We start from the raw sequence: 25,526 nt of genomic DNA on the forward strand, positions 1-25,526 counted from the left end.
CCGGAGGTGAGAGCGGGGGGCGCTCCCGTCCTACGCTCAACGCTGCTGCGCCGTCGCTGTGAAGTCTACCGTTCCCCACTTCGCTCCTTGCCGGCCGCCATCCGGCGGTTGCTTACTACTCCATTTGTCGCCAAGGCGGCAATGGTGGAGCCGGGCGGCTGTGGTATGGGCTGGCGATAGACGCCGACGTCTTCCGCCAGCGACTTTGCCGCAGTTCTTGGGGTGCGCGACAAATTTGTGGGTAACGTGGTGCCGACCCTGATCCTGTTCGGTGTTATGGCCGTCATTCCCGCGAAAGCGGGAATCGTGCGCCTGCGAGCGTGCATGGACAGCGAGGCGAAAGTCCTCGTCAGGCATGTGCGATGGATGTGGGCCTTCCATGCCTGGATTCCGGCTTCCGCCGGAATGACGGGCGTTGCATACATCCCGGAATGCCGGAGTGAAGGCGAGCCCGTAGTGCAGATTCTTCGTCTGGAGGAACACGTTGGCATCGACTAGCTCAGCTAGGTACGTCATCAGATCGGCAAGTCGAGGTTCCGACCCAACTCCTGAAAGGTTTGGGCCTTCTTCACGCCGAGGAGACGGAACGCCTCGGTAAACGACGAGTGCCCTTCGAGTGTGTGGACCACCAAAGCTCGCGCGAAACGCTTGCTCACGCGAGCGCCCAGCGTGAGATAGAAGTTGCCGCCGCTACCCCTGGGGATCACGCGCAGGAGCTCAACTTCCGCCTCATAGGCATTCCACAACTGCTCGCGCGTGAGTGCGCCCGCGTCGTGCAGCCGACGCAGGATGACAAGCGTACTGACCTTGAAGCGCCGCGCCAGGCGGCCGACCTCGTCGGATATTGCGGCGGCCTGTCCGAGTTCGTCGCTCAGAACGCTGAGTGGGACCAGCAACTCGGCAGCCACTTCGTTACACCAGCGTTCGACTCTGTGCTCCGGAATCTGCAGCGCTTGCGCGTCCGAGACCGCCGACTGGCCGAGCCAGATATGCGCCAGTTCATGTGCGAGCGTGAACATCTGCGCCGCCCTTGGTGTCCGCGCCGTTGATGAACACCAGCGGCGCCAGGTCGTCCGCCATCGCGAAGCCGCGGAACTCCTCCGGATCGAGGTGCCGGCGGTTGTTGTTGAAGACCACGCCGCTGCACATCACGAGGACGCCCAGTGTATCCGCTTGCTCGATGAACCGACGCAGAGCATCGGACCAGGTCGGGATGCGGCCACGCTCCTCGATGTCGAATCCGAGCGCGTGCCGCATGGCGGTGGCGGTGGGAACGACATCGCTGGTTACAGAGGCGGAACCGACGAAGGACAGCTTCTCCTCGCCCGTAGACCGGACGAAGCCGCGGTACCATTCCTGACGCTGCTGGCAGATGTACACGGTGTCGAGCAGATTGGGGCTCGGGTGGCCGAGGTGCACGTTGGCCACGGTACGGAAGTCGGGGATCGGGACCGTCTCTGCCGGCGGCGCCTTGAGAAAGAGATAGCCGACCGGGGTGTAGGTGACCTTGGCGAAGGCTTCGAGCTGCTTCAGTGTTGGTCGGGCCTCACCGCATTCCCACGCATCGAGGCGCGGGAACCGCCGCGCCAGCGCAGCAACGCTGAATCCGGCGCGCTCCCGCGCCCAACGCAGCAGGTCCTTGTTCACCTCGACGCGGTTCACGCCAGTACTCTAGCCTTGTTGGGCTCGGGCACGGAAGCCTCGCGGTCGTGCACCGCCCCGCGAACGTCGATCTTCCCCGTCACCGCCGCGGTGATCAGCGCGGTGCGGTATTCCTGCAAGCGCTCGATGGCCTCTTCCACCTTGGCCACCATCCGGTCGATCTTCGCCGTCTCGCGGTCGAGATAGTCGGCGATGGTGCGTTGTTCGGCATATGGAGGGATGGGGATGCGCAAACTGGCGATCTGCTCGCAGGTCATCGCTCCTTTGGTGCTCCCGCCCCCGTCGCTCTCGTTTCGAAGGAACTGGTAGGCCCGGTCGAAAACGCGCCGCAGGTAGCGAACTTCACACCGAGCATCGCGTGGCTTTACAAAGGCCAGGTGCTGGTTGATCGTAGCCTCGATCTGGAGTGTCGTCGCCATGCCCCGCGTCTTGCCTTCGCCCGTGATGCCAATGAGGACAGCGGGCGGCGTGATCCGCGGAAGGTGACATTGGTGCAGAGCTGCCTCGGTGACGAGTTCCGTAGGTTCCGTCACCTCTTCCAGGTTAACCACTGAGCTGTTCAGCCACGGGTAGTCACCCTCCAACCAGAAGTCCGTATTCCCTCTACTTGGTGTTGAACCGTTGCCAACTCGAGCAACGAACTTGACGGGCTTCACGTCCCAATGCTCCGGCACGTCGCCGAGCCAGTCGATGCCCGAGGGCTTGAGCTTGGGGAGCGGGTCGAGGCCTGCCTTCGCGGCAGCTTCGGCGGGCAGGCCGCGGGTGACGGTCCGCGAGATGAGCGCGGTGCGCTTCTCCTTCAGCTTCTCGATCAACGCCCGCTTCTTCGCCACCAGCGTGTCGAGCTTCGCCGTCTCGCGATCGAGGAAGTCGGCGATGGCGCGTTGCTCGCGCGAAGGCGGAAGCAGGATGGGGAAGCGCGACAAGGTAAACGTCTCCAGCTTGCGAGTTCCATGCGCGGATTCGTCTGCGAGAGCCACCAACGCATTCGCGAATCCACGCAATGCCCAGAAGAGAAATCGTGGCTGGAGGACTTGGGCAACGACGAGCGCCTTCATGTCTTGATTGATCGTGACAGGACCACCAGTGAGCGCTACCGGGAAGGTATGTGCGAGGATCATTCCCCGAACGACGATCAGGACCGCATCCGGAGGAATCATGGAGAGCGGGCCGTTGCGGAGCGCCTCCGCCGAGACATGGTCCTCTGAGTCCTCAATCACCGGCCTCTTCATGTCCTTTGGAGAGAGCCAAGGTATGTCACCATCCCAGTACTCGGGCTTGCCCGTGTCTGGTGTCGCACCGCCTCGAAAGCGCGCGACGTATCCAAGTGGCTTCACCTCCCAATGACTCGGTACCTCACCGAGCCACCCAATGTGACTGGGTTTGTAGCCCGGGTATGCCGCGTACCTCACACCGCCACCTCTTTGAGCAGCGCGAGGATGTCGTTCTCAAGGCCCTTGATGTCCGCTTCGATCGCCTCCAGCGGGCGCGGGGGTTCGTAGCGATAGAAGTGGCGGTTGAGCGGGATCTCGTAGCCGACCTTGGTCTTGTCGTGGGCGATCCAGGCGTCGGGGACGTGCGGCAGGACTTCGCGCTGGAAGTAGGTCTCGATGCTCTCCTCGAGCGGCACGTTCTCGGTGTCGCGTAGCTCGGGGTCCGGCTCGGGCTCGCCGTCCTTATCGCGGCAGATCCCGGCGGTCTCGTCGCGCTCGCCGAGCGCGTTGAGCACCGCCTTCAGCTCCGCGGCGCTCAGACGCACGCCCAACTCGTCGGCGACGGATTTCAGGTCGGTCAAGAAAGACTCCCGATCACGATAGACGGTCGCTGGCTCGTCATTCCGGCGAACGCCGGAATCCAGTGCGGCTGCCACCCCGTCCCCACCTGGAGGCCGGCCCCGGATCGAGTCCGGGGCGGACCTTTCGCCGGCATGAGGTCCAGCGAACGATTTCAGGAGAGCGCGGATCGCTTCCTGCCGCTGCTTGCCGGCCTCGATCTCTTCAAGGCGCACCTTCTCGTTCTTCTTGTTGCTCGTGGCGAGGTTTCTGAACGCCGTCTCCTCCTCGATTCGCGCAATGCGCTCGGGCGTGACCTGGAAGTTGAGCCGCAGCGGGCGCTCGACGGTGATCTTGTGGAAGCCGAAATCGGCGTTGTCGAACACCTTGCTGACGACGAGCGTCTTCTCCCGACCGTCAACCGTGAGCGTGCGCGTTTCGCCGTCTTGGAAGTTGCCGAAGATGCGCGTCACGTCGGCGATCTGGTCGGGCTCGCGCCCGTCGTCGCTCGGGTCGCCGATCTTGTTGCGCTTGTTTCCCAAGCTCTTCTTCATCTTCACGAAGAACTGCCGCGCGTCGATGAGCTGGATCTTGCCCTTGCGCTCCGGCTCCTTGCGGTTGGTGAGCACCCAAATGTAGGTGGAGATGCCGGTGTTGTAGAAGAGTTGGTCGGGCAGTGCGACCACGGCCTCCAGCCAGTCGTTCTCGATGATCCACTGGCGGATGTTGCTTTCGCCGCTACCGGCGTCGCCGGTGAACAGCGGCGAGCCGTTGAAGACGATGGCGATGCGGCTGCCACCTCTCTTGGGCGGGCGCATTTTCGAGAGCATGTGCTGCAGGAAGAGCAGCGCGCCGTCGTTGATGCGCGGCGTGCCGGCGCCGAAGCGACCGTCGTAGCCGAGCGTGTCGCGTTCGTGCTCGATGAACTTCTGCTGCTGCTTCCACTCGACGCCAAACGGCGGGTTGGCCAGCATGTAGTCGAAGGTGATCTTCTTGCCCTCGGCGTCGCGATCGAAACCGTCCTTGGTGAAGCTGTCGTCGAGGACGATGTTGTCCGCCTCTTCGCCCTTGATGAGCATGTCGGACTTGCAGACGGCCCAAGACTCGTCGTTCCAGTCCTGACCGAACAGCAGCGGCTTGGCGTCGCTGTTCAGGGCGCGGATATATTTCTCCGCCTCGGAGAGCATGCCGCCGGTACCGCAGGCCGGGTCGTAGATCGTCTTCACGACGTGGCTGCGGCGCGGGTCCTTCTCCGGCGAGAGCAGCAGGTTGACCATCAGCCGGATCACCTCGCGCGGCGTGAAGTGCTCCCCGGCCTCCTCGTTCGCTTGCTCCGCGCCGATCCGGATCAGCTCTTCGAAGACGTATCCCATCTGCACGTTGTCGACGCGCGCGGGCGAGAGCTCGACCTTGGCGAACGCTTTGATGACCTCGTACAGCAGGTTCTTCTCGGCCATGCGGGCGATCTGCTCGCCGAACGCGAACCGATCCATGATCTCGCGCACGTTTTTGGAGAAGCCCTTGGCGATGTAGGCGTTGAGATTGGGCGCGAGTTGGTTGGGGTCGTCGAGCAGCCTGGCGAAGTCGAGCTTCGAGAGGTTGTAGAACGGGCGGCCGGTGATCTTCTCCAGCAGGCTGCGCACGACGCTCTCGGGCTTGTGTTTGATCGCCGCGTACTCCTTGAGCACTCGTTCCTTGGTCGGCGCCAGCACGCAATCGAAGCGCCGCAACACCGTGAGCGGCAGGATGACCTTGCGGTACTCGTTGCGCTTGTACGGCCCGCGCAGCAGGTTGCAGATGCTCCAGATGAAGTTGGCGACTTGCGAGTGGGTTTCAGGGCTCATCGTGTTCTCGCGCATGCGTCGAAGTGCAGGGTACGCTCGCTCATCGTTGCGTTACGCGGCGGTCGCGACGCAGTTGCTCAGTCGGGGGGAGGTCGACGCGCCACTTGCGCGAGTGGAACTTCCGGTCCATCGCCAGGCGCTTGCCATAGTTCAGCTCGTTCAGTGCGAGCCGCAGAATCGCCGCGGCTCGCAGCCTTTCGCCGGAGTACCGCAGCATTTCCCGCATCTCCCGATCTGAGATCTCGACGGCGACCTTCATAACCCTGCCGCCTGACTTACCCGAATGAAATTCCAGTTGCCCAGCGTCGGCCTACTCGTGGAGCCCTTGGACCCGGCGACAGCGCTGCCAATTCTGGAATACCCTGTTCCAGAATTGAGCGCTCGGTTTTCGTTGCCGGTTTGCCGTGCAGGGAAGTTCGCCTGCCTCACTGTATCGCAGGCGTAGATGGTGAAGAAGGCGGACACCACCGACATTTCCGAGCCGGCAGCGATGTGGCTCCTGAGAAAGTCGGCGACCAGGCCGCGGGCGCGGTTATCGCGGATGCCGGAGGTGAGAGCGGGGGGCGCTCCCGTCCCACGCGAGCGGGACGCTGCTGCGCCGTCGCTGTGAAGTCTACCGTTCCCCACTTCGCTCCTTGCCGGCCGCCATCCGGCGGTTGCTTACTACTCCATCTGTCGCCAACGCGGCAATGGTGGAGCCGGGCGGCTCTGGTATGGGCTGGCGATAGACCCTTTCGGCCATGGGCCTCGGCCTGACAGTACACAGTACTGTCAGACTGGTGAGGATTTGCCCGGTCGGCTGCACGTTACCCACAAACTTGTCGCACATCCCAGTTCTCGCTTGGTCTGCCGCCGCATTGACTCACGGTGCACCGATCCACTAGGGATGGATGTCCGGGGCCGCCGGAGGATGAGTGGCGGCCGCCAGTTACGGATGGACCGGCCGCAGTTGCGCATTCGATCAGCCTAGTGAAGTGTTTTTGAATCAGCGTTGCCACCCGATGGCGCTCCTTTCGCGTCTTGATCTTTGCGCGGCTGCGGTTGTTGCTACGATTGCCGCCTGTGCCTCGTCCCCGCCGCCGCAACCGCCCAGGCTCAGCTTCGCCGCCGCTAGCTACGACTTCGGCACCGTTGAACAGGGCGCGCCGATCGAGGCCGCCTTCGCCTTGCGCAATGCCGGCGGCTCCGAGTTGAGCGTCCACCACCTGAAGAGCGCGTGCGGGTGCGCGGCCACGCTGGCCGCCCGCACAGTGCCTGCCGGCGGTGGGGGCGTGATCAACGTCCGTTGCGACAGCGCGCGAGCGTCGGGAAGCATCAGCCGCACGGTGACGGTGTACAGCAATGATCCGGCGCAGCCCTTTGCCACGCTCACGCTGCGGGGGACGGTGGCGGCGGAGATCGCTGCCGATCCGCCGGCGCTGTACCTCGGAGCACTGCGGCGCGCCGAGCGCGGCCAGAACCAGGTGCGCATCGTCAGCCGCAGGCCGCTGCGGCTCAGCCTGCGACCCGATGCCGGCCCGGTGCTCGAAGCCAGCTTGGTCGATTCGCCCGCCGCACCGGCGGAGAAGACGCTGGCGTTGAGCGTGAAGGCGGATGCCCCGCTGGGGCGCTTCTCCACCGCCGTGGTGATCGCTACCGACAGCCCGCGCCATCCCACGCTCAACGTGCCCGTAACGGGTATGGTGGTGGCCGAGAAGGAATGACTTCGTGAACGACCTGATACGGAACAAACGCTTCGCCGTGGTTGGCTTCGGCCTCAACACCATGGACCACCTCTGCGTCGTCGGCCGCCACCCGCGCCTGGACTCAAAGCAGCGCATGGTCGCCTACGAGCGCCAAGCCGGCGGCCAAGTGCCGACGGCGCTGGTCGCGCTCCAGCGCTGGGGGCTGACGACGGCCTACGTTGGTTGTTTCGGCGACGACATAGACGGTACGGATTCGCGCCGCTCGCTGGCGGTTGAAGGGATCGACCTGAGCGGCTGCTCGCTGCGCACCGGGGTGGGGCATCACGTCTCGGTCATCCTGATCGACCAAGTATCGGGCGAGCGGGCGGTGGTCTGGCAACGGCCCGAGGCACTGGCGCTGCGGCCCGATGAGATCACGCGCAGCAGCTTGACCGGCGGACGGGTGTTGCTCATGGACGCCTATGACCTGCCGGCCACCTTGCAGGCGGCGCGCTGGGCGAAGCAAGACGGTGTCATCACGGTGTTGGACATCGACGGGCCCGGCCCGGGGGTGGACGATCTCCTGCGCTTGACCGACGTGCTGATCGCTTCGGCCGAGGTACTACCGAAGCTGACCGGTAAGAACGAGCTGCGGGCGGCGTTGCGCGCGGCGGCCACCATGGGGCCCTGGTTTGTCGGCGTCACGCTCGGAGCCGGGGGCGCGCTGGCGCTGGTGCGCGGCCAGCTGCACTACGTACCGTCGGTGCGCGTGGCGGTGGTTGACACCACCGGCGCGGGCGACATCTTTCATGCCGGCTGCATCTACGGGCTGCTGCAGGAGTGGCCGGCGCAGCAGACCCTGCGCTTTGCCGCCGCCGCTGCCGGGCTCAAGTGTGAGCGCCTCGGCGGCCGTCCGGGAATACCGAGCGTGGAGCGGGCGACGGCCCTGGCCGAATGAGCAAGCAGCGCTGGCGGCGCGCGCAACGGAAGGAGTCCTTGTGGAACAACAATATGACGTCATCGTGATCGGCGCCGGTATCGGCGGCGCCACCTGCGCGGCCCTGCTGGCGAAGCGTGGCCTCAAGACACTGCTGGTGGACAAGAACTCGATTCCCGGCGGCAAGGCCATCACCATGTCTAAGCAGGGTTTCCGCTACGAGTTCTGGCCGATTTGCGGCGGGCCGAGTTTGAACTCGCAGTTCGCAGCCGTGCTCCAGGAGTTGGGCTTGGCGGGCGAGGTGGAACTGCTGATGCCGCAGCAGGCCGCGATGTTGATGTACCGGCGCGCCGGCAGTGATCGCTACGAGGGCCGCGTCGGACCGGCCATCCCCGACCCCGAGGGCCCGCTCGGCATGCTCGAACTGCTGGCGCTGCAGGCGGAGTCTCTGCCCGAGGTGGCGCGATTGCTGAGTGATTTGGTGCAATTGACGAGCGAAGAAATCGCGCGGCTCGAGCACGTGACCTTCGCCGATTTTCTCGCCCGCTATCAGCTTCCGAAACCATTTGTGAGTTACATGGGGTTGTGGTCGAACATCGTTTTCGTCGTTCCGTTCGATCTGCTGGCCGCCTCCGAGGCGGTGAGAACCTTCCAGGATTTCGCCCAGGGCGGCGCCGCGCGCTACCACAGCGGCGGCTTCGGGCGTGTGGCGGAGGTCTGCTGCCAAGCCGTCGAGCGCTTCGGCGGAACGGTGCTGCTCAAGACCCGCGTCGACGGCATCCGCGTGGTTGACGGGGCCGTCGCCGGTATCGTCACCGACAAGGGCCGCTTCGATGCCCCGATCGTCGTGAGCAACGCCGGCATTCAACCCACCGTGCTACGGCTCGTCGGCGCGGAGCATTTCGACCGCAGTTATCTCAGCTACGTGCGCGGCCTGGTGCCGTCGTGGGGAATCATGGGGATTCGCTACTTCCTGAACAAGCCGTTCTTCGATTACCCGATGTATCTGGCGTTTTCGGACGACAGCTACCTCGACACCGCCCGCTTTCTGAAGATGAAGGCGGGCGCCGTGCCCGACGAGTTGGTGGTCTTCAACGTCGTGCCGGCCGTGTACGACCCCGCCCTGGCGCCGCCGGGCAAGCAGTGCGCACTGGTCGGTACTATCTGCTCGCCCGATCCTAACCTCAGCTACCAAGAGACGATGTGGGCCAAGCTCGACGCCATGGTCACGCGGTTGTGGCCGGGCTTGCAGGAATGCGTCGACCTCAAGGAACACTACAGCACCGGTCAGGTCTCGGCCCTAACGCGCGACGCGGTGCTACCCGGCCAGGGCGGTGAGTGCATCGGGCTGGCACAGATCGTCGGCCAGTGCGGCAAACAAAAGCCCTCGGCCCAGCCGCCGTTGCGGGGATTGTTCTTCGTCGGCTGCGATGCCGGTGGCTACGGCTGCGGCACGCACCAAGCGGCGGACTCGGGCGTCAACGTGGCCAATCTAGTGCAACGCGAACACCTCATCCGCGCCACGGCTTACTAGAGGCGCTGCGTCCAGCCCTGCGGTCAGCGCCCCCGAGCGCCGCCGCGCAGCGACTCCTGCGACCATGGGCTCGGCTCGAAAACTCCCTGCCCCTTTGGCAGGCCAATACAACGTGCATGCCTTGCGAACGGCACCCGATAATCCCACCGCAATGAAGGGATTGCTCGCAAGGGCGCCAGCACGGCCGTCGTTGACAAACCGCGTCATGGCGTGAAATGTGGTCCGGTAGACCTGCTCGCCATGGCGCACGCAATCGAACTCTCGTTCCGCAGTCGTAGCCGCAACCTCGACAGCTTGAGCCGCGAGACGGTCGATGTGCTGGTGATCGGCGGCGGTATCACCGGCGCCGGCATCGCCCGCGACGCCGCGCTGCGCGGCCTGTCGGTGGCGCTGGTCGAGCGGCGCGATTTCGGCTGCGGCACCAGTAGCCGCTCCTCGAAGCTGATCCACGGCGGCCTGCGGTACTTGCAGCAAGGGGACGTCGGGTTGGTGATGGAGGCCGCCAACGAACGCCGGGTGGTGCGCCGCCTGGCGCCCTATCTCGCGCGCCCGATGCACATGCTGGTGCCGGTCTACAGCCGTGGCGGCTACGCCAAGATCAACGTCGGCTTGCTCGCTTACGACCGCATGGCGGGGGTCAGCAAAGAAGAGCGCTACCGCATGTTGGATCGCGACGAAACCCTGGCCCATGAGCCGGCGTTGCGCGCGGACAAGCTGTACGGCGCCGGGTTGTACTATGAGTACGTGACCGATGACGCCCGCCTGGTCATCGCCACCATCAAGTCCGCCGCTGCCCTGGGGGCGATGGTCGCGAACTACGCCGAGGTGATCGGCTTTCTCACTCACGGTGAGCAAGTAACCGGGGTCACCGTGCGCGACGGACAGTCGGGCGCCGAGTTGGCGCTGCACGCGCGCGTGGTGGTCAACGCCGCCGGGCCGTGGGTCGATCACGTGCGGCTGCTTTACGGCCGTGGCGAGCAGCGCCGCCTGCACCTGACCAAGGGGATTCACGTGGTGGTGCCGCACGAGCGCTTGCCGGTGTCGCGTATCGTCGTGATGACAACTAGTGACAAACGCTCGGTCTTCGTCGTCCCGCGCGGGCCGACGGTGTACCTCGGCACTACCGACACCGACTACACCGGCCCGTTCGACAACCCCCAGGTCGGCCGCGACGACGTCCTTTATTTGCTGGAAGCCGCCAACGCGACCTTCACCATCGAGCCGCTGACCTTCGACGACGTCGTCGGGGCTTGGGCCGGGTTGCGGCCGCTGCTGCACGAAGAGGGCAAGAAGCCGAGCGAGATCTCGCGCAAGGACGAAATCATGGTGAGCCCGGGCGGGCTGATTTCGATCGCCGGCGGCAAGCTGACCACTTTCCGCAAGATGGCCGAGCGCATCGGGGCGATGGCCGAGGCCCGCCTGCGCGAGCAGGGCCGGCCGGCGCCGCTGCGCCGCGGCGAGAGCGAGCGCGAAATCATCTGCGGCGGCGACACCGGTGACGACGTGGCCGCCTATAGCGCGCGCTTGCAGAAGCGCTGGCCGGCGGTCGGGCCGGATATCGTCGAGCGTCTGGTCACCCTCTACGGCAGCGAGGGCGAACGCCTGGTCGAAGCGATGGGTGCCGATCCGGCGCTGCGCGAGCGCTGCGCCCCCTGCGCCGCCATCACTCGCGGCGAGGTCGACTACACCATCCGCACCGAAATGGTGCTGACATTGGAGGACTTCCTCGAACGGCGCAGCCGGGTGATGCTCTACGACATCGACAACGGCCTGAGCGCGGCAGCAAGAGTCGCCCAGTGCCTGGGGGCCGCGCTGGGCTGGAGTGATGCGCAAGCGGCCGAGGCGCTCGCCCACTACCAGGCGCATGTCCGTGAGGTAAAGGCGTTTCAACCCGAAGCGATCGCGGCGCCGCCGCCCGCGGGGGCGGCGCATGGCTGACGCGCTGGCTGAACAGATCCGGGCCGAGCTCTCACAGCTACTGCCCGCGGCGGCGGTGCGCTGGGACGATGCGGCGCTGCGCGATCACTGCCACGACTACTGGATGATCGCCCAGCTGCGCTTGCTGCGCGGCACCCTGCCCGTGCGCGCGGTTTGTGTAGTCAGCCCGGCCAATACGCAGCAGGTGTCGCAGGTGCTGGCCTACGCCGACCAGCGGCGCATTGCGGTGGTGCCGTTCGGTGCCGGCTCCGGCGTGTGCGGGGGCATCGAGCCGCCGGACGGGGCGATCGTCGTCGATCTGCGCGCCATGAATCAACTGCTCGAACTCAACGAGACCGCCCTGCTGGCGCGGGTACAACCCGGGATGATGGGCAACGCCTTCGAGGCCGCGCTCAACGCGCGCGGTTACTCGATGGGGCACTTCCCGCAGTCGATCGATCTCTCCACCGTCGGCGGCTGGGCGGCCACGCGTGCCGCCGGTCAGTTCTCGACGCGCTACGGCTCGATCGAAGACATGGTGCTGGCGCTCGAAGCGGTGTTGCCCGGCGGGCGCGTGGTGCGCACGCGGGTGGGGCCGCGCAGCGCGACCGGGCCCGACCTGCGCCAGCTCTTTCTCGGTTCTGAAGGAACACTGGGTGTGTTCACCGAGTTGACCTTGCGGATCTTTCCGCTGCCTGCAAGCCGCGCGTTGCGCAGTTACAGCTTCCCCGATTTCGATGCCGGACTGGAAGCCATCCGCGCCATCGTACGCGCCGGCTGGCGGCCGCCGGTGCTGCGCTTGTACGACGGCATCGAGACCGCGCGGCACTTCACCGCCGCCAGCACCGGAGATAACTGCATGCTGCTGGTGGTCTCAGAAGGCCCGGCGGCATTGACCGCTGCCGAGATCGAGGGCTGCCATCAGGCTTGCCTAGCCCACGGCGGCAGCGCCGCGGGTGAAAGTAACGTCGCGCACTGGCTCGAGACCCGCAACCAAGTGCCCGGCTTCGAGCCTTTCCTAAAGAAGGACATTGTGCTCGACACCATCGAAGTCGCCACCACCTGGGATCGCATCCACGACCTCTTCCGCGAGGTGATCGCGGCGCTCAACACCGTGCCGGGCATCATCGTAGCCTCGGGCCACAGCTCGCACAGCTACGCCCAAGGAACGAACATCTATTTCACCTTTGCCGCGCGCTCCGATGACCCGGCGCAGGCGGAATCCACCTACTTCGCTTGCTGGGCAAAGACGATGGCGGCCACGCTGCGCGTCGGCGGCACCATCTCCCATCATCACGGCATCGGCCGATTGCGCACGCGTTGGATGGCCGACGAAGTCGGAGCCACCGGCGTCGACTTGCTGCGCGCGCTCAAACAGGCGCTCGACCCCAACGGCATCATGAACCCTGGAGCGCTGTTACCCTGAGCCGTGATTGCGGGGTGACACTGCTCGAGGGCCAAGGCCCACCCCAACAGCGTACGCTCGCTACCGTCACGATGCCGCGGCGATCCCGCGGATAGCGCATCTGACTGGTCAGGCGAGTCACAGCGTCAATTCCCCGGGAACCCCCCCAAACAGTCAGCTTCCTGACACCGCCGCACCGGACTGAACCCGCTGGTGCCGGACCCACGGCCGCGTTGGGCTATCCGGCATAGCGGTTGCTCCCTGTGAAGAAAGATAATGCGCTCACGCGCCGCGGGCTGCGACCCCGCCGCGCGAATACCTGAGAGCGCCACAAAGGCCGTTTCCCGTGCACGGCGGGGACGGCCTTTGTGTTTTTTGGGAGCAGACGATGAGCCGGACACGTCTAGTGCAAACAGCGATGATGCTCTTAGGGCTGGTCGCGACTGTGGTTGTCCCGTCTCTCGCTGCGGCGGCAACTTACTACGTTGCTACCACCGGCTCGAACAACGCTCCGGGCACCAAGACACAACCTTGGCGTAGTATCGCTTTTGCCGCCGGCAAGGCCGTTGCCGGCGATACGGTGGTGGTTACCGCTGGCATCTATCGCGAAGGGGTGGCCGTGAAGCGCTCGGGGAGTGCCGCCAGACCGATTACCCTTCGTGGGTTGTCGGGCGCCGTGCTCGAAAGCCCCGACCCCAACAAGAGCTGGTCCGCTTTCGACGTGGCCGCGCGCGTCGCCTACGTTCGCCTGCAGGGCTTCGAGGCCCGTGGCGGATTCGCTGAAACGGTCTACCTGCGTCCGGGCGCGCATGACATCGAACTGGCCGGGCTGAACCTGCACGACAACCGCACCGGGATCTGGGTGGCGGGCGCCTCCCGCATCATCATTCGGGACAGCGTCCTGCGCAACAACTACCGCACCGGCGTGCGCATCTTCGCCGGGGCACGCGACGTTCAGATCATCAACACCCGCAGCGAGGGCAACGATGACGGCGCCGGCTGTGACGGCGATTCCGACGGCTTTAACGCCGACAGCGATTGCAGCAACATCCTGTTCGACAGCGTCATCGCTGCCGGCAACTCCGAGGACGGCTTCGACCTTCAGGCCAGCAATGTCACCCTGCTGCGCGTCACCAGCCAGCGTAACCAGTGCTCGGGCATGAAGCTAAACGGGAACGCCTACGTTGAGAACGCGCTGGTTGAGGGTAACCGCACCGGGATCAACAGCACCGGTCCGGCGGGGGCGCAAGCCACGATCGTTTTCAGCTCGCTGCTCAACAACGACTTGGGGCTGCGCGCCCTCGGAGCCGATTTCACCCTAGCTCTCACCGACAGTGTGGTGAGCGGTCCGGGCAAGGCCTTGGATTACGCCACCGACATCACCCTGATCGAGGCCCGCAATGTCTTTGCCCGTCCCGAATTACGCGAGCGCCTGATCGTACAGGAGGCCGCCGCAGGACAGGTGCTGTTCTCCGGCAACGACATCAACGCCGGCAAGTGGGCGCGGGCCAGTGGGCAGGGCGCCGGCAGCGTAGCCCGCGATCCCGGGCTCGACAGCCGCACCTATGTGCCCAAGTCCGGTAGCCCCGCCATTGACAAGGCCGGCGTCAATGGGGCGGTAACGCGCGACCATGACGGCAACCCACGGCCAGCTGGCGCCGCTCCCGACTGCGGCGCCTTCGAGCGCCAGACCGCTACCGCGCAGCTGCAGCTACGTCGAGCGCTGGTGCGCTCGGACGAGAGCGGTAGCGGCCGCGCCCGATTTAGTGCCGACCTGCGCTTGCCCGGCGGCGCCGGCTTCGATCCGCGCACCGATGCACTTAGCGTAGTGCTCAGCGGCGCTCGTGGCCCGCTCGGTTCCCTCGAACTTGCCGCCGGTGCTCTGCGCGCCAGCGACGGCGGGGTCTACCGCGCCGCGGTGCGCGACCGCGACGGGGCAGTGCTGCACTTGGCGCTCACCGAGCGAGCAGGGGGCTACGCCGTCTCCCTGCGCGGTCATAACGTCGAGACCTGGCGTGCGCCCGACGGCGAAGTGACCTTAGACGTGACCGCCGGCAGCCAGCGCGCTTGCGCCACCACCGCCTTGCGCGGCGCCAGCGGGCAGTTCGCCTTGCCGTAAGCCGCGCCCAGGCCGGCTCGACGAAGACCATCTCCAAGCCCCGCCGGCAACCGCCGCGCGCCGGTCGCGGGGGGTGCGCGACAAATTTGTGGGTAACGTGGTTCGGTGTTATGGCCGTCATTCCCGCGAAAGCGGGAATCCAGTTTGGCGTTTGGCGCTATGGACAAGCAGTTCTGCTGGAAGATGACAGATTGCGTCCCTTTCGGCCATGAGCCTCGGCCTGACAGTACACATTACTGTCAGTCTGGTGAGGATTTGCCCGCTCGGCTGCACCTTACCCACAAATTTGTCGCACACCCCCGCCGCCGGTCGCGGGCAACAGCAGTGCGCAATTTGCCAGGCCATGTTCACTCTGGTAGGTATCGGCCAGCGCGGTGAAAGCGCCGCCCCTGTGGCGAGGATGCTTCTCGCCTCGCTGATCCAGAAAGGAGACGTCTCATGGCAGGCGGAAAAACGTTCAAGCGTGATCAGAAGCGCCGCAAAGAGATGGCCCGTAAGCTCAAGCAGGAAGAGAAGATGCGCAAGAAGGCCGAGCGGCGCGAGGCCAAGAAGGACGGCACCCCGGGCGAGGAGGAGCCGGCCGATTTCGAATCGGGAACCGGCACCGGCCAACCCTTCTAGCTAGCTCCCTCGGCGGCCTGCGCTTGGTGGCCAGTCCCTCGGTAACGAACCGCGCATCACTCGCGGCATAACGGCTGATCGGCTGTTGATTACTCGCTCAGCTTGGTCAAATGCTCGGGCGTAAACCACGAATCGGCGAAGTCGCGGACGAAGGTCTCCCGGGTGTAGCGACCGGTGGGCGTGCCGCGGTTTTCCCGCTCATTAACCCCCGTCACTAGCAGCGGCGTCGGTGCGGCGAACTGCCCGTCGGCAGTGCGTCCCCAGGCGGTGCCGCAAAAATTGGTTTGGAACTGATCGCCGGCCTTCGAATACCCGATCTTGTAGTACGCATGGTAGAGCTCGCGATCGATGTAAAGCACCACCCTGCCAAGGTCATAGTACGGATCGCGCGGCGTACCCTCCACGATCCAGACCGGCCGGCGTACAAAGACATTGTCGAGCGCGAGCCACGCTGCGCCGGCGGCACCAACCACCTCATAGACCGCGCGGTTGTAAGGCAGCTTCATGGTCCAGCGCTGGCCCTCGGCTGGTGTCAGCTCGCGCGCGTACGGCGAATCGCTGCCCAGCGGCCCGATCACTTCGCCGCTACCGGCCAGCTTCCAGTCAAAGTACTCCACCTTGCCGTCGTAGCAGTCGGCATCGTCGCCGTGGACTTCGAATCCGGGGATGCGCTCGCCGCGGGTGGCCGTGCGCACCCGCCGCACCCGACGGATCGAAGGCAGGAAGGCCCAGACGTGATCCCAGGTACTCCAGTCGTTGAAGCGCCAGGTGAGCACGCCGACGCCCTCAACGTCCTTCGGCGCCACCGCGGCCGCCAACTGGCGCGACTCGGTGTTGTCGGGCAACGCCGCCGCCGGCGCGCTGGTGGTGCCGACGTAGAACTTATGCGACAGAAAGATTTGCACCGAGCGCAACACTTCGCCGTCACGGGTGACATCGACGAGCGAGAAGTAGTGCACCGCCCCGTCGCCCTGGAGCTGGCGCAGCCGGTAGTTGTGGAGGATCTTGGGCCCGGCGAGCGGGTCCGCAGGCTCGATGGCCGGGAACGGCAGGCCGAAGAGCACCGCCGGCCGACGGCTGCCCCCTTTCTCCTTCAGCCCCCCGGTGGCGGCGTCGATGTCGTACTTCCCCGCGTTGGCCGCGCTCGCCCGCCAGAAACGCTCGCTGTAGTTGCGGCGGAATGCCGGCCCATCAACCGGTACGACTCGGAAGTGGTATTCGCCCACTTTCAACCGGCGATACACCGGTTCGGGCAACAGGTTCTTGTAGGCGTCGGCGTTCTCCTTTGTCAGCATCAAGATGCCGGCGGTCTTGGCCTCTGGGCGCGGCGGCGCGCCGGCACCCACGGGTCGCGCCAGCAGCAGGGCCGGCAACAGGGCGGCCAAGGGCAACCACGTCTTAGGGGCACCGAGGTTAGTCATGGCCTTGCTTGCACACGCGGCCCACGACTATAGTTTCGGCACTCGCAAGCCAAGGGGGAAACACATGTCTGGGGGCCGATTCAAGCTAGTTCTCGTAGCCGCACTTAGCGCCCTGTTCGCGGGGCCGAGCGGTTGCGTCTTCGTCAGCGGCAGCATCAACCCGTTTGCGCGCGGCACCGAGCCGCTGGAAGAACACACGGTGGCGGGCGAGGGGCGAGACAAGATCCTCTTGCTCGACATCTCGCAGGTGATCAGTGACGAGGAGCAGCAGACGGCCTTCGGGTTCAAGCGGCGCGAGAGCACCGTGGCGCGCGTGGAGGAGGAGCTGCGCCACGCCGCCGGTGACGATCGCGTCAAAGCCGTCATCCTGCGCATCAACAGCCCGGGCGGTACGGTCACGGCAAGTGACGTAGTCTACCACCGGCTGATGAGCTTCAAGGCCGACCGCGGTCTCCCGCTGGTGGCCCAAATGATGGACGTGGCGACTTCGGGCGGATACTACGTCGCCCTGGCGGCCGACGAAATCGTTGCTAGTCCCACCACCGTCACCGGCAGCATCGGCGTGGTGCTCTACGGCTTCAATCTCGAAGGCTTGCTGGCCAAGGTCGGGGTCACGAACCAAACCATCAAGTCGGGTACGCACAAGGACATCGGCTCGCCGCTGCGCCGGATGACGGCCGAGGAGTCGGCGATCATGCAGAGCGTGCTGGACGAGATGCAGTCGCGCTTCGTCGGCCTGGTGCGCCAGCGGCGGCCGCGCTTTGATGGCGCGGCTGCCGCCCTCGACGGCCGCATCCTCACCGCCGGGCAGGCGCTGGAGGCGAAGTTGGTCGACCGTATCGGCTACCTCGACGATGCCGTCACGGCGGCGCGCACGCGCGCACAATTGGGACAAGCTCGCGTGGTGATGTATCGGCGCCCGGGCGAATACGCGCACAACATATACTCCCGTGCCGCGGTCGCGGGCGGGGGCGTGCAGTTCAACCTACTGCACCTCGAAACCGGTGGCCTGCTCTCCGGCGGCCCGCGCTTCATGTACCTCTGGCTGCCCTTTGGCGAGTAGCCGGGTGGCCCGCCGCTCTACGCCCAGTGCCGGCGGCGGCCCCGCCCGGTTTACGCGCCTGGCGTGGATGGTGTTCATCGCCAGCAGCGCGCTCTATTTCCTATCCGCCAACGAGGCCGACAACGATCTTTGGGGCCATCTCCGTTTTGGCCAGGCAATAATCGCTGCCGCTGGGGTGCTCCGTCATGACCCCTACTCCTACACCGTGCCCGGGGCGCCGTGGATGAATCACGAATGGCTGAGCCAGGTGCTGTTTGCCGGTGTCTACGCGGCCGCCGGTGACACCGGGCTGTGGTGCTTGAAGCTCGCCGTCGGCCTGGCCACGCTGGCGTTGCTGTTGGTGCGGGTGCGGCGGGAGCGCGTCGAGTCGCCTTGGGTGTGGGGTCCGGTGGCGCTGTTGGTGATTGCGGTGCTGGCGCGAGGGCTGGCGATGCGGCCACAGATCTTCACCTACCTTGGCTTGGCCGTGCTGTTGGCCGGGTGCGATCGGCGCGCGCGCCCGCGGGGGGAGTTGCTGTGGCTACCGCTGTTGTTCGTGCTGTGGGCGAACCTTCATGGCGGTTTCATCCTTGGGCTGGTGGTGCTGGCGCTGGTGGCCGCCGCTGCGGCCGTGGTCGGTCCCGCCGCTGAACCGGCGCGGGCGCTGGCCGCCCTGCTCCTGGCCACGGCGGCCACGGTGGTCAATCCGTACGGCTGGCGGCTGCTGGCGTACATCGCCGGGGAACTCACCGTCGAGCATCCGATCACTGAGTGGCAGCCGGCTACTGCGGGTGACGCTTCGCAGACGACGTTCTTCGTGCTGCTGGCGCTGTTTGTGCTGACGCTGCCGTGGGCACGCTGGCGCGCGCGGCCGTGGGAGATAGCGTTGGCGATTGGCTGCGCGGTCATGGCGCTGCGCCATCAGCGGCACACCCCGGTCTTTGCGCTCACCGCCGCCGTGGCCGTCACCGCGCAGTTGGCAGCCGCCGTACGGCGTCGGCCGTGGCGGGTGCCGGCGCTGAGCGCGGCCGCGCAGCGGGCGCTGGCTGCCGGGTTGATTGCCATTGCGCTGGCGCAAGTGGCGCTACAGACGAAGCGGCTGGTGGCAGATCGCTTTCACGTCGTCTTCGATCCCCGCGACTATCCGACCGAGGCCGTGCGCGCCCTGGCTGCCAGCGGGGTGCAACTGAATCTCGCCGTGCCGCTTGATTGGGGTGAGTACGTGCTCTGGCACCTGGCGCCGCGGGTCAAGGTATCGCTTGACGGCCGCTTCGCTACTCTGTTTCCGCCGGCGGTGGTGCGTGACAACTTCGCGTTCTTCGCCGGCGGCGCCGGCTGGCAGCGGCTCATCACCGCCTACCCGACCGATGCTGCGCTGGTGCCCCGTGCGATGCCGTGCCCCATCCGCCAGCATCCCGGTTGGCTGCGCGTGTACGGCGATGGGGTTGCGGAGATTTTCGCGCGGGCAGATCGCGCGCCGGCCCTCCACCTCGACGCCGTGCCAGCTGCACCGCCGCCCGGGCACTTTCCCTAGAGGCTCTTGCGCCAGTCTGCCGGCCGCTCTCGGCTCAGTGCGCGGGCGGGTCGTGCTCCAGCCAGGCGAGGGGATTGGCCGGGCCGCGGCCGTGGCCGACGGCCAGGCCGCCGCGGATGGCGGCGGTGATGAAGCGCTTGGCGATCTCGACGGCGTCGTCCAGCGTGTGGCCGAGGGCGAGGTTGGCAGCAATGGCCGCGGAGAGCTGGCAGCCGGTGCCGTGGGTGTGTGGGGTGGCCAGGCGCGGGGCGTGCAGCTCGCGCACGCGCTTGCCGTCGTCGAAGATGTCGATCACGACGTCCGCTCGCGCCGCGTCGCCGGCGAGATGACCACCCTTGACCAGCACCGCGCGGGCGCCGCGAGCGATCAGTGCAGCTGCGGCCGCACGCATCTCGTCGATGGTGGTTACCGGCAACCCCGTCAGCGCAGCCGCCTCGATCGTGTTGGGAGTGACCACGCGCGCCAAGGGGATGAGCTGCGCCAGCAGCAGCTCGCGGGCATCGTCCGCCAGCAGGGCGGCGCCGGTATGCGCGCTCATCACCGGATCAACCACCAGCTGCTCGATGCGCCACTGGCGCACCGCGGCGGCGACCGCTGCGATGATCGCAGCGTCGGCGAGCATGCCGGTCTTGGCCGCGTTGACGCCGATGTCCGAGACCACGGCCTCGATCTGCTGGCGCACAAACGCCGCCGGCACCGCATGGACGCCGCTAACCCCGATGGTGTTCTGCGCCGTCAGCGCGGTGATGGCGCTGGTGCCGTAGACGCCGAAGACGGCGAAGGTCTTCAGGTCGGCCTGAATGCCGGCCCCGCCGCCGCTATCCGAGCCGGCAATGGTCAGTGCCCGTGTGATCATGGCCGCGCTGGCGCACCGCGCGCGCCTAGGCCGCCCCCAGCAGCACGCTTCCGAGCATCACTACCGTCAGCACGATCATGATCAGCGAGGTGCCCCATGCAATCACGTTGAACAGGCGCGAGTTGACTTGGTCGGCCATGAGGTCGCGGCGATTGACCAGCAGCAGGATGAAGATGAGGACGAACGGCAGCAGCATGCCGTTGAGCACCTGGGAGAGATACATCACCGCCAGCAAGGGAAAGTGCGGCATCAGAATGAAGGCGCCGCCGAGCACGATCAGCGCGGTATAGAGGCCGAAGAACTGCGGCGCCTCGCGGAACTTGCGGTCGATGCCGGTCTCCCAGCCCATGCCTTCGCATACATAATACGCCGTCGATAGCGGCAACACCGAGGCCGCGAACAGGGAGGCATTGAACAGCCCCAAGGCGAACAGCCCGGCGCAGTAGGCGCCGGCCAGCGGCTTGAGCGCGAGCGCGGCATCCTGCGCGGTTTCGATGGCGATGCCTCGGTGATGCAAGGTCGCCGCGCACGCCAGCATTATGAACATCGCCACCACTACCGCCACCACCGAGCCCACGATCACGTCGTAGCGCGCGTAACGGTAATCAGCCGGCCGCACGCCCTTCTCCACCACCGCCGACTGCAAGTAGAACTGCATCCAGGGGGCGATCGTCGTCCCCACCAAGCCGACCAGCATCACCAGGTACTCGCTGCGCCAGTGGAACTCGGGCACGACCAGGTGGACCAGCACTCCGCCCCACGATGGCTGCGCCAATACGCCCGAAATCAGATAGGCGACGTAGAACAGGCACGCTACCAAGAACACATTCTCGACCCGCCGGTACGTGCCGTAGACGATCAGCCACCACACGAAGAGCGCCGCTGCCGGAATCGACACGTACTTGCTGATACCGAAAATCTCCAGCGCGGCGGCCACCCCGGCAAACTCGGCAACGGTGTTGGCCAGATTGGCGATCAGCAGAGCGGCCATGATGTAGAACGTCGGCTTGACGCCGTACTGCTCGCGGATCAAGTCAGCGAGCCCCTTGCCGGTCACCACCCCCATGCGGGCGCACATCTCCTGGATAACGATCAGCGCGACGGTGATGGGGATGAGCGTCCACAACAAGCCGTAGCCGAACTGGGCGCCGGCCAGCGAGTAGGTGGTGATGCCGCCGGCGTCGTTGTCGACGTTGGAGGTGATGATCCCCGGTCCGATGACCGCAAGCACCAGGGCGATGCGGGCCGGCAGCCGCGGGCGGCGCCGCCACAACCGCCTCAGCGCCCCAGCTTGCGCGTCCATGCTTGCTTCGCGATGTGGCTGACCACGTCATCCACCGTGATCATGCCGACGAGCACGTCGCCGTCATCGACCACGGGCAAGGCCATCAGGTCGTACTTCTCGACAATTTCGGCGACGGTGTCGCGGCTGTCGGTGTGGTGCACACGGGCGGGGTTGGCGATCATGATGTCGCGCAAGTGCGCGCTCGGCTCGGCCAGGATCAGGTGGCGCAGATTGAGGACCCCGACCAGGCCGCCCTCGCCGTCGACCACGAAGAGATAATAGATCGCCTCGACATCGGGTGCGATCTGGCGCAGGCGCTCGAAGGTGTCGGCGACGCTGAGGTCCACCGGCAGGGCGACGAACTCCGGTGTCATCATGCCACCGGCGGTGTCGGGCGCATAAGTGAGCAGTTCGCGCACCTCCTCGGCCTCTTCCCGCTCCATCTCCTTGAGCAGGGCGGTGGTCTTCTCCTCGGGCAACTCGCCGAGCAGGTCGGCGGCCTCGTCCGGCGGCATTTCCTCGAGGATATCGGCCGCGCGCGCGGGCGGCACGGTCTCGATCAGCTGGGTCTGGATGCGCAGGTCTTCCACCTCGGCGAGCGCGTCGGCCGCGGTCTCCGGATCGAGGGATTGGAACATCGACACCCGCTCGTGGCCGTCGAGCTCGGTGAGAATCTCGGCGATGTCGGCCGGATGCAGCTCCGAGAGCTGGCGCTGCAACACGCTCAGGCGCAGGCTAGCGGCCTTGGGTTCGAGCGAGACCGGCTGTACATACTGCCAGCGGATCAGCCGCTCGTCCTTCAGGTAATGGGCGTGCGGGGCCACCCGGCGCACCAAGGCGTCGAGCGCCTGCTCCCATCCCATGCGGCGCACCAGGCCGCGGGTGCCGACATCAACATGCGCCAGCCGCAGCTCCAGACGCCCGAGCTTGAGAAAGTGCACGTCATTGACCCGCACCACCTTTGCCCCGCTCATGTCGACGATCTGTTTGTCGAGCAGGAACTCGCGGACCAGCACCTCGCCATTGGCCTCGGTTTTCGACGGCGTCAGCGACTGGATCCCGACCGACAGCCGGATCACCGGCCCCTCGATCTCGGCCACGTCGGCCCAACGGCCGGTGAGCGGAAAGGGCTCCCAGCGCCCGCGCTGGACCACGAAGCCGACCACCGGTGGAAACATCTCGCCCACGGACACCGCGACGTCGCTCAGCTGACCCACCAGCAGGCCGTGGGCGTCGTGCACCGCTTTTCCCAGCAGCAGCGACAGGTACAAGAAACCGATTTCCGGCTCCGTGCCCGGCCGCGGCATGGCTTCGGTCTGCGCCAGCGGTTCCATGATCAACCCTCGGGGCGGGTGGCCGAGGGCAGCCCGCCCCGGCGGTGGACCCAGCCCCGGCGTTGGACAATGAGGCTGAGCTGCTGCGCTCGCATGCCGCTGCAGGTAACGCCTGAGGTCGAATTCGAGTTGCTGGTAGCGATCGCCATACCGAGTTCCCGCGTTCTTCGCGCCGGAACCCGAGCAGGCCTAGGCGAGAAGAATCAACGTTTGTGTCCGCTGCGGCTCAAACCGCCAACTGCCGTCTGGATCCATCTCCTGCGTTCTTGTAGCGAACTTCGCCGGAAGTCTCCAGCGTATTCTGCGGCCTTTACTCGGGAGCTGAGCCACAGCCCGGGGGCCCCAGCGTTCGCGCGCTCCCGGGCGGTCGGCTCCCGCACGGCGCGGCTATGCGCGCTTTACAGCTACGGCTTTGATTTCGATCAGCATCGCCGGAATCGCCAGGCTGGTGACGCCGACGGCGGTCCAAGCTGGGCAGTGGTTAGGGAAGGCTGCCTTTGCGGCTTCCACGACGCCTTCCATCTGAGTCATGTCGGTATGGAACGAGCTGATCTCGACCACGTCGTCCATTGAGGCGCCGGCTTCCTGCAGCACCCGCCCGATGTTTTTGAACGCCTGGCGGGCTTGCGTGCCGGCGTTGTCGGCGATCTGGAAGCTCTCATCAAACCCGCCCTGGCCCGAGAGGTAGATGGTGTTGCCCACCTGCACGCCCTGCGAGAAGTGGTACTGGTCGCGCATGATCTCGGTGCCTGCGGGCACCAGGAACTTCCGATCGCTCATGAATCGTTCCTCCCGTCGTTCAATCGTTCAGTTGTGGTGCGAAGCGGCTCCGGCTTCAGACTTTTTCCGAGCAGCACAATCGCACCAGTTCGCGGATACCGGAGGAGCTGGCGTCCTCCAGATGATGCACCAGGTCGATGGCCTTCTCCATCTTCTCTTTGCGCAGGGTGTAGCGGGTCTCGCGCCGGAACTTGTCTTCGACCGCCTTGCGGCGCTCATCGTAGGTGCGGCCGGCGCCGCCCAGCGGTACTTCCTGCTCGGCCTCGAAGTTGCGGCCATCTTCCATCTCGATACGCACGCGGGAGCCGAACGACATGCGGAAGTTGTTGAGATCCGCGCTGGCGAGGTCGAGCTCATAGCGGTCGCCTTCGGGGGTAGAGATCAGCTGCAACAGCGAGCGCTCCCGCATCCGCTGTGACATCACTTCATCTTGCGTGAGGTGCACTTTAGCGGCCAGCTCCCAGGTGGCGGGGTCCTTGATGCGGTCGCGGGTGAACTGGCGCGGGCCGAGGTCGCGGTCCATCAGCGCCACCGCCGCGTTGTAGCCGACGGAGAAGTTGAGTGTGATCGGTGAAGTTCCCGGCCCGCGCACGTAAGCGGCCGAGAGCGCCTCCATGCCGAGGGTGAGCGGGCTGGCGGCAATGTGGATGGCGCGCACCTTGCGGGCATCGATCGAGTGCTGGCGCGCCAAGGCCAGGATGCAGTCGATGATGGTGTCGATGTAGGCGCATCCCGGATACACCTTGTAGCAAAGCGTGTCCGTCAACCACACCCGGCCCAGACCTTCGTAGGCGCCCATCAGCGGCGTGGGCGAGAACTGCTGCACGAACCCCTGCGGATGTTCGAGGATATCGGGACAGCCGCGCAGGCCGTTGGCGGCCAACTCGGCCGCCTGCACCCCGAGCGGGGCGGTCATCGACGCCATCAGCGTCTTCGCCTCGGAGCCGAAGAAGCCCGGGAACAGGCCATAGTTCGGCTGTAGCATGGCGATGCCGATCGCGGACTGAATTTGTTCCTGCTCCAGACCCATCAGCTTGCTGGTAACCACGGCGCTGCCGATCAGATGGATGAAGCTCCACAGCTGCCCGTTGAGCGGGCCGAGCAAGACCGAGGCGCCGACGCGGCCCTCGACCTCGTTGGCCAGGGTCTGGGCCAGCATGAAGTCCTTGCCGCTGCCGCCGATCTTCTCCGCCACCGCCATGGTGGTGAGCACTGCCGAGTGGCCGGTGTGGCCGGCGAACAAGTAGTCGTCGTAGTCGAGCGCCATGCTGAGCGCGGCGTTGCCGAAGATGGCGTGGAAGACGCTGGTGCGTTCACCCGACGGCATCAACGTCGCCTCTTTGGCGCCGGCCCATTCCTTCACCGTACGCGCCACCGCCCGTCCGGCGTCGGCGAAATGGCCGGCGTGTACCGAGGCGACGACGCTGAGAATCTGGTTCTTGCACTCTTCCACCACCCGGCGCGGCAGGTCCTCGAACTTGGCTTGCTTGACCCACTCGGCGATTCTGGCGGTGGCGTTGCTTCCATTCATCTTGACGGCCTCCGGCAACCCTGATTGCGGCGATCTATAGCCACAAACGGTCCCCCGACGCCAGCACTCCGCCGCACTCTTGTGGGCGGGTGCGCGACAAATTTGTGGGTAACGTGGTTCGGTCTTATGGCCGTCATTCCCGCGAAAGCGGTTTACATCCTGGCCAGCAAACGGAACGGCACGCTGTACATTGGGGTGACCTCACAGCTGGCAACGCGGGTGTGGCAGCATAAGAGCAAGGTAGTGGAGGGTTTTTCGGCCAAGTACG

The 25,526-nt window shown here is 65.9% G+C and carries 20 protein-coding genes and 1 pseudogene; 11 read left to right on the forward strand and 10 right to left on the reverse strand.

Features of this window, described 5'->3' with window-relative positions:
- Positions 1-222: 222 nt before the first annotated feature.
- Entirely contained in the window at positions 223-498 is a 276-nt protein-coding gene (locus HY699_11265) for a hypothetical protein (GenBank protein ID MBI4516381.1), read from the forward strand.
- A 17-nt stretch (positions 499-515) separates the two neighbouring features.
- On the opposite strand, the pseudogene HY699_11270 reads toward HY699_11265, so the two are convergent.
- The 4 genes and pseudogenes from HY699_11270 to HY699_11285 form a co-directional block, all read right to left on the reverse strand.
- Positions 516-1,662: pseudogene (locus HY699_11270) on the reverse strand (ImmA/IrrE family metallo-endopeptidase).
- Entirely contained in the window at positions 1,659-2,999 is a 1,341-nt protein-coding gene (locus tag HY699_11275; protein MBI4516382.1) for a restriction endonuclease subunit S, read from the reverse strand. The pseudogene HY699_11270 and the gene HY699_11275 overlap by 4 nt, the downstream one beginning before the upstream one ends.
- A 71-nt stretch (positions 3,000-3,070) precedes the next feature.
- The gene (locus HY699_11280) at positions 3,071-5,278 is read right to left on the reverse strand and encodes an SAM-dependent DNA methyltransferase (GenBank protein MBI4516383.1); all 2,208 of its coding nucleotides are present in this window, start codon (positions 5,276-5,278) and stop codon (positions 3,071-3,073) included.
- A 40-nt stretch (positions 5,279-5,318) separates the two neighbouring features.
- Entirely contained in the window at positions 5,319-5,537 is a 219-nt protein-coding gene (locus HY699_11285) for a hypothetical protein (protein ID MBI4516384.1), read from the reverse strand.
- A 742-nt stretch (positions 5,538-6,279) separates the two neighbouring features.
- Here HY699_11285 and HY699_11290 point away from each other — a divergent pair.
- The 7 genes from HY699_11290 (at position 6,280) to HY699_11320 (ending at position 15,475) form a co-directional block, all read left to right on the forward strand.
- Positions 6,280-6,981, forward strand: coding sequence for a DUF1573 domain-containing protein (locus HY699_11290; GenBank protein ID MBI4516385.1), 702 nt, complete (start codon positions 6,280-6,282; stop codon positions 6,979-6,981).
- A gap of 4 nt (positions 6,982-6,985) precedes the next feature.
- Positions 6,986-7,900 (forward strand): carbohydrate kinase family protein, encoded by a 915-nt coding sequence (locus HY699_11295; GenBank protein ID MBI4516386.1) that lies wholly within the window; start codon positions 6,986-6,988, stop codon positions 7,898-7,900.
- A gap of 40 nt (positions 7,901-7,940) precedes the next feature.
- Positions 7,941-9,413 (forward strand): NAD(P)/FAD-dependent oxidoreductase, encoded by a 1,473-nt coding sequence (locus HY699_11300; protein MBI4516387.1) that lies wholly within the window; start codon positions 7,941-7,943, stop codon positions 9,411-9,413.
- 240 nt (positions 9,414-9,653) lie between these two features.
- Positions 9,654-11,351 carry a glycerol-3-phosphate dehydrogenase/oxidase gene (locus HY699_11305; GenBank protein MBI4516388.1) on the forward strand — a complete coding sequence of 566 codons (1,698 nt, stop codon included), beginning with the start codon at positions 9,654-9,656 and terminating at the stop codon, positions 11,349-11,351.
- The gene (locus HY699_11310) at positions 11,344-12,756 is read left to right on the forward strand and encodes an FAD-binding oxidoreductase (protein ID MBI4516389.1); all 1,413 of its coding nucleotides are present in this window, start codon (positions 11,344-11,346) and stop codon (positions 12,754-12,756) included. The genes HY699_11305 and HY699_11310 overlap by 8 nt, the downstream gene beginning before the upstream one ends.
- A gap of 367 nt (positions 12,757-13,123) precedes the next feature.
- Positions 13,124-14,854 (forward strand): right-handed parallel beta-helix repeat-containing protein, encoded by a 1,731-nt coding sequence (locus tag HY699_11315; GenBank protein ID MBI4516390.1) that lies wholly within the window; start codon positions 13,124-13,126, stop codon positions 14,852-14,854.
- Between the two features lie 438 nt (positions 14,855-15,292).
- Positions 15,293-15,475: a hypothetical protein gene (locus tag HY699_11320; GenBank protein MBI4516391.1), complete on the forward strand. Its 183-nt coding sequence runs from the start codon at positions 15,293-15,295 to the stop codon at positions 15,473-15,475.
- Positions 15,476-15,564: 89 nt separating this feature from the next.
- Here HY699_11320 and HY699_11325 read toward each other — a convergent pair whose 3' ends face one another.
- Complete coding sequence (locus tag HY699_11325; GenBank protein MBI4516392.1) at positions 15,565-16,896, reverse strand: DUF1329 domain-containing protein; 1,332 nt, start codon at positions 16,894-16,896, stop codon at positions 15,565-15,567.
- Between the two features lie 64 nt (positions 16,897-16,960).
- Here HY699_11325 and sppA point away from each other — a divergent pair, with 64 nt between their 5' ends.
- Positions 16,961-17,959 (forward strand): signal peptide peptidase SppA, encoded by a 999-nt coding sequence (gene sppA, locus HY699_11330; protein MBI4516393.1) that lies wholly within the window; start codon positions 16,961-16,963, stop codon positions 17,957-17,959.
- A 4-nt stretch (positions 17,960-17,963) separates the two neighbouring features.
- Positions 17,964-19,472 (forward strand): hypothetical protein, encoded by a 1,509-nt coding sequence (locus HY699_11335; GenBank protein ID MBI4516394.1) that lies wholly within the window; start codon positions 17,964-17,966, stop codon positions 19,470-19,472.
- A gap of 34 nt (positions 19,473-19,506) precedes the next feature.
- On the opposite strand, the gene thiD is transcribed toward HY699_11335, so the two are convergent.
- The 5 genes from thiD to HY699_11360 form a co-directional block, all read right to left on the reverse strand.
- Complete coding sequence (thiD, locus tag HY699_11340; protein ID MBI4516395.1) at positions 19,507-20,328, reverse strand: bifunctional hydroxymethylpyrimidine kinase/phosphomethylpyrimidine kinase; 822 nt, start codon at positions 20,326-20,328, stop codon at positions 19,507-19,509.
- 25 nt (positions 20,329-20,353) lie between these two features.
- Complete coding sequence (locus HY699_11345; GenBank protein MBI4516396.1) at positions 20,354-21,631, reverse strand: Nramp family divalent metal transporter; 1,278 nt, start codon at positions 21,629-21,631, stop codon at positions 20,354-20,356.
- Entirely contained in the window at positions 21,607-22,947 is a 1,341-nt protein-coding gene (locus HY699_11350) for a magnesium transporter (GenBank protein MBI4516397.1), read from the reverse strand. Before HY699_11350 ends, HY699_11345 begins: the two co-directional genes overlap by 25 nt.
- Positions 22,948-23,334: 387 nt before the next feature.
- Positions 23,335-23,727, reverse strand: coding sequence for a RidA family protein (locus HY699_11355; GenBank protein ID MBI4516398.1), 393 nt, complete (start codon positions 23,725-23,727; stop codon positions 23,335-23,337).
- A 55-nt stretch (positions 23,728-23,782) separates the two neighbouring features.
- Positions 23,783-25,258, reverse strand: coding sequence for an MmgE/PrpD family protein (locus HY699_11360; GenBank protein MBI4516399.1), 1,476 nt, complete (start codon positions 25,256-25,258; stop codon positions 23,783-23,785).
- Between the two features lie 126 nt (positions 25,259-25,384).
- On the opposite strand from HY699_11360, the gene HY699_11365 reads away from it, so the two are divergent.
- On the forward strand, positions 25,385-25,526 hold a 142-nt coding region (locus tag HY699_11365), incomplete at its 3' end, for a GIY-YIG nuclease family protein (GenBank protein ID MBI4516400.1).

This window comes from Deltaproteobacteria bacterium (assembly GCA_016210005.1).
GTDB lineage: Bacteria > Desulfobacterota > Binatia > HRBIN30 > JACQVA1 > JACQVA1.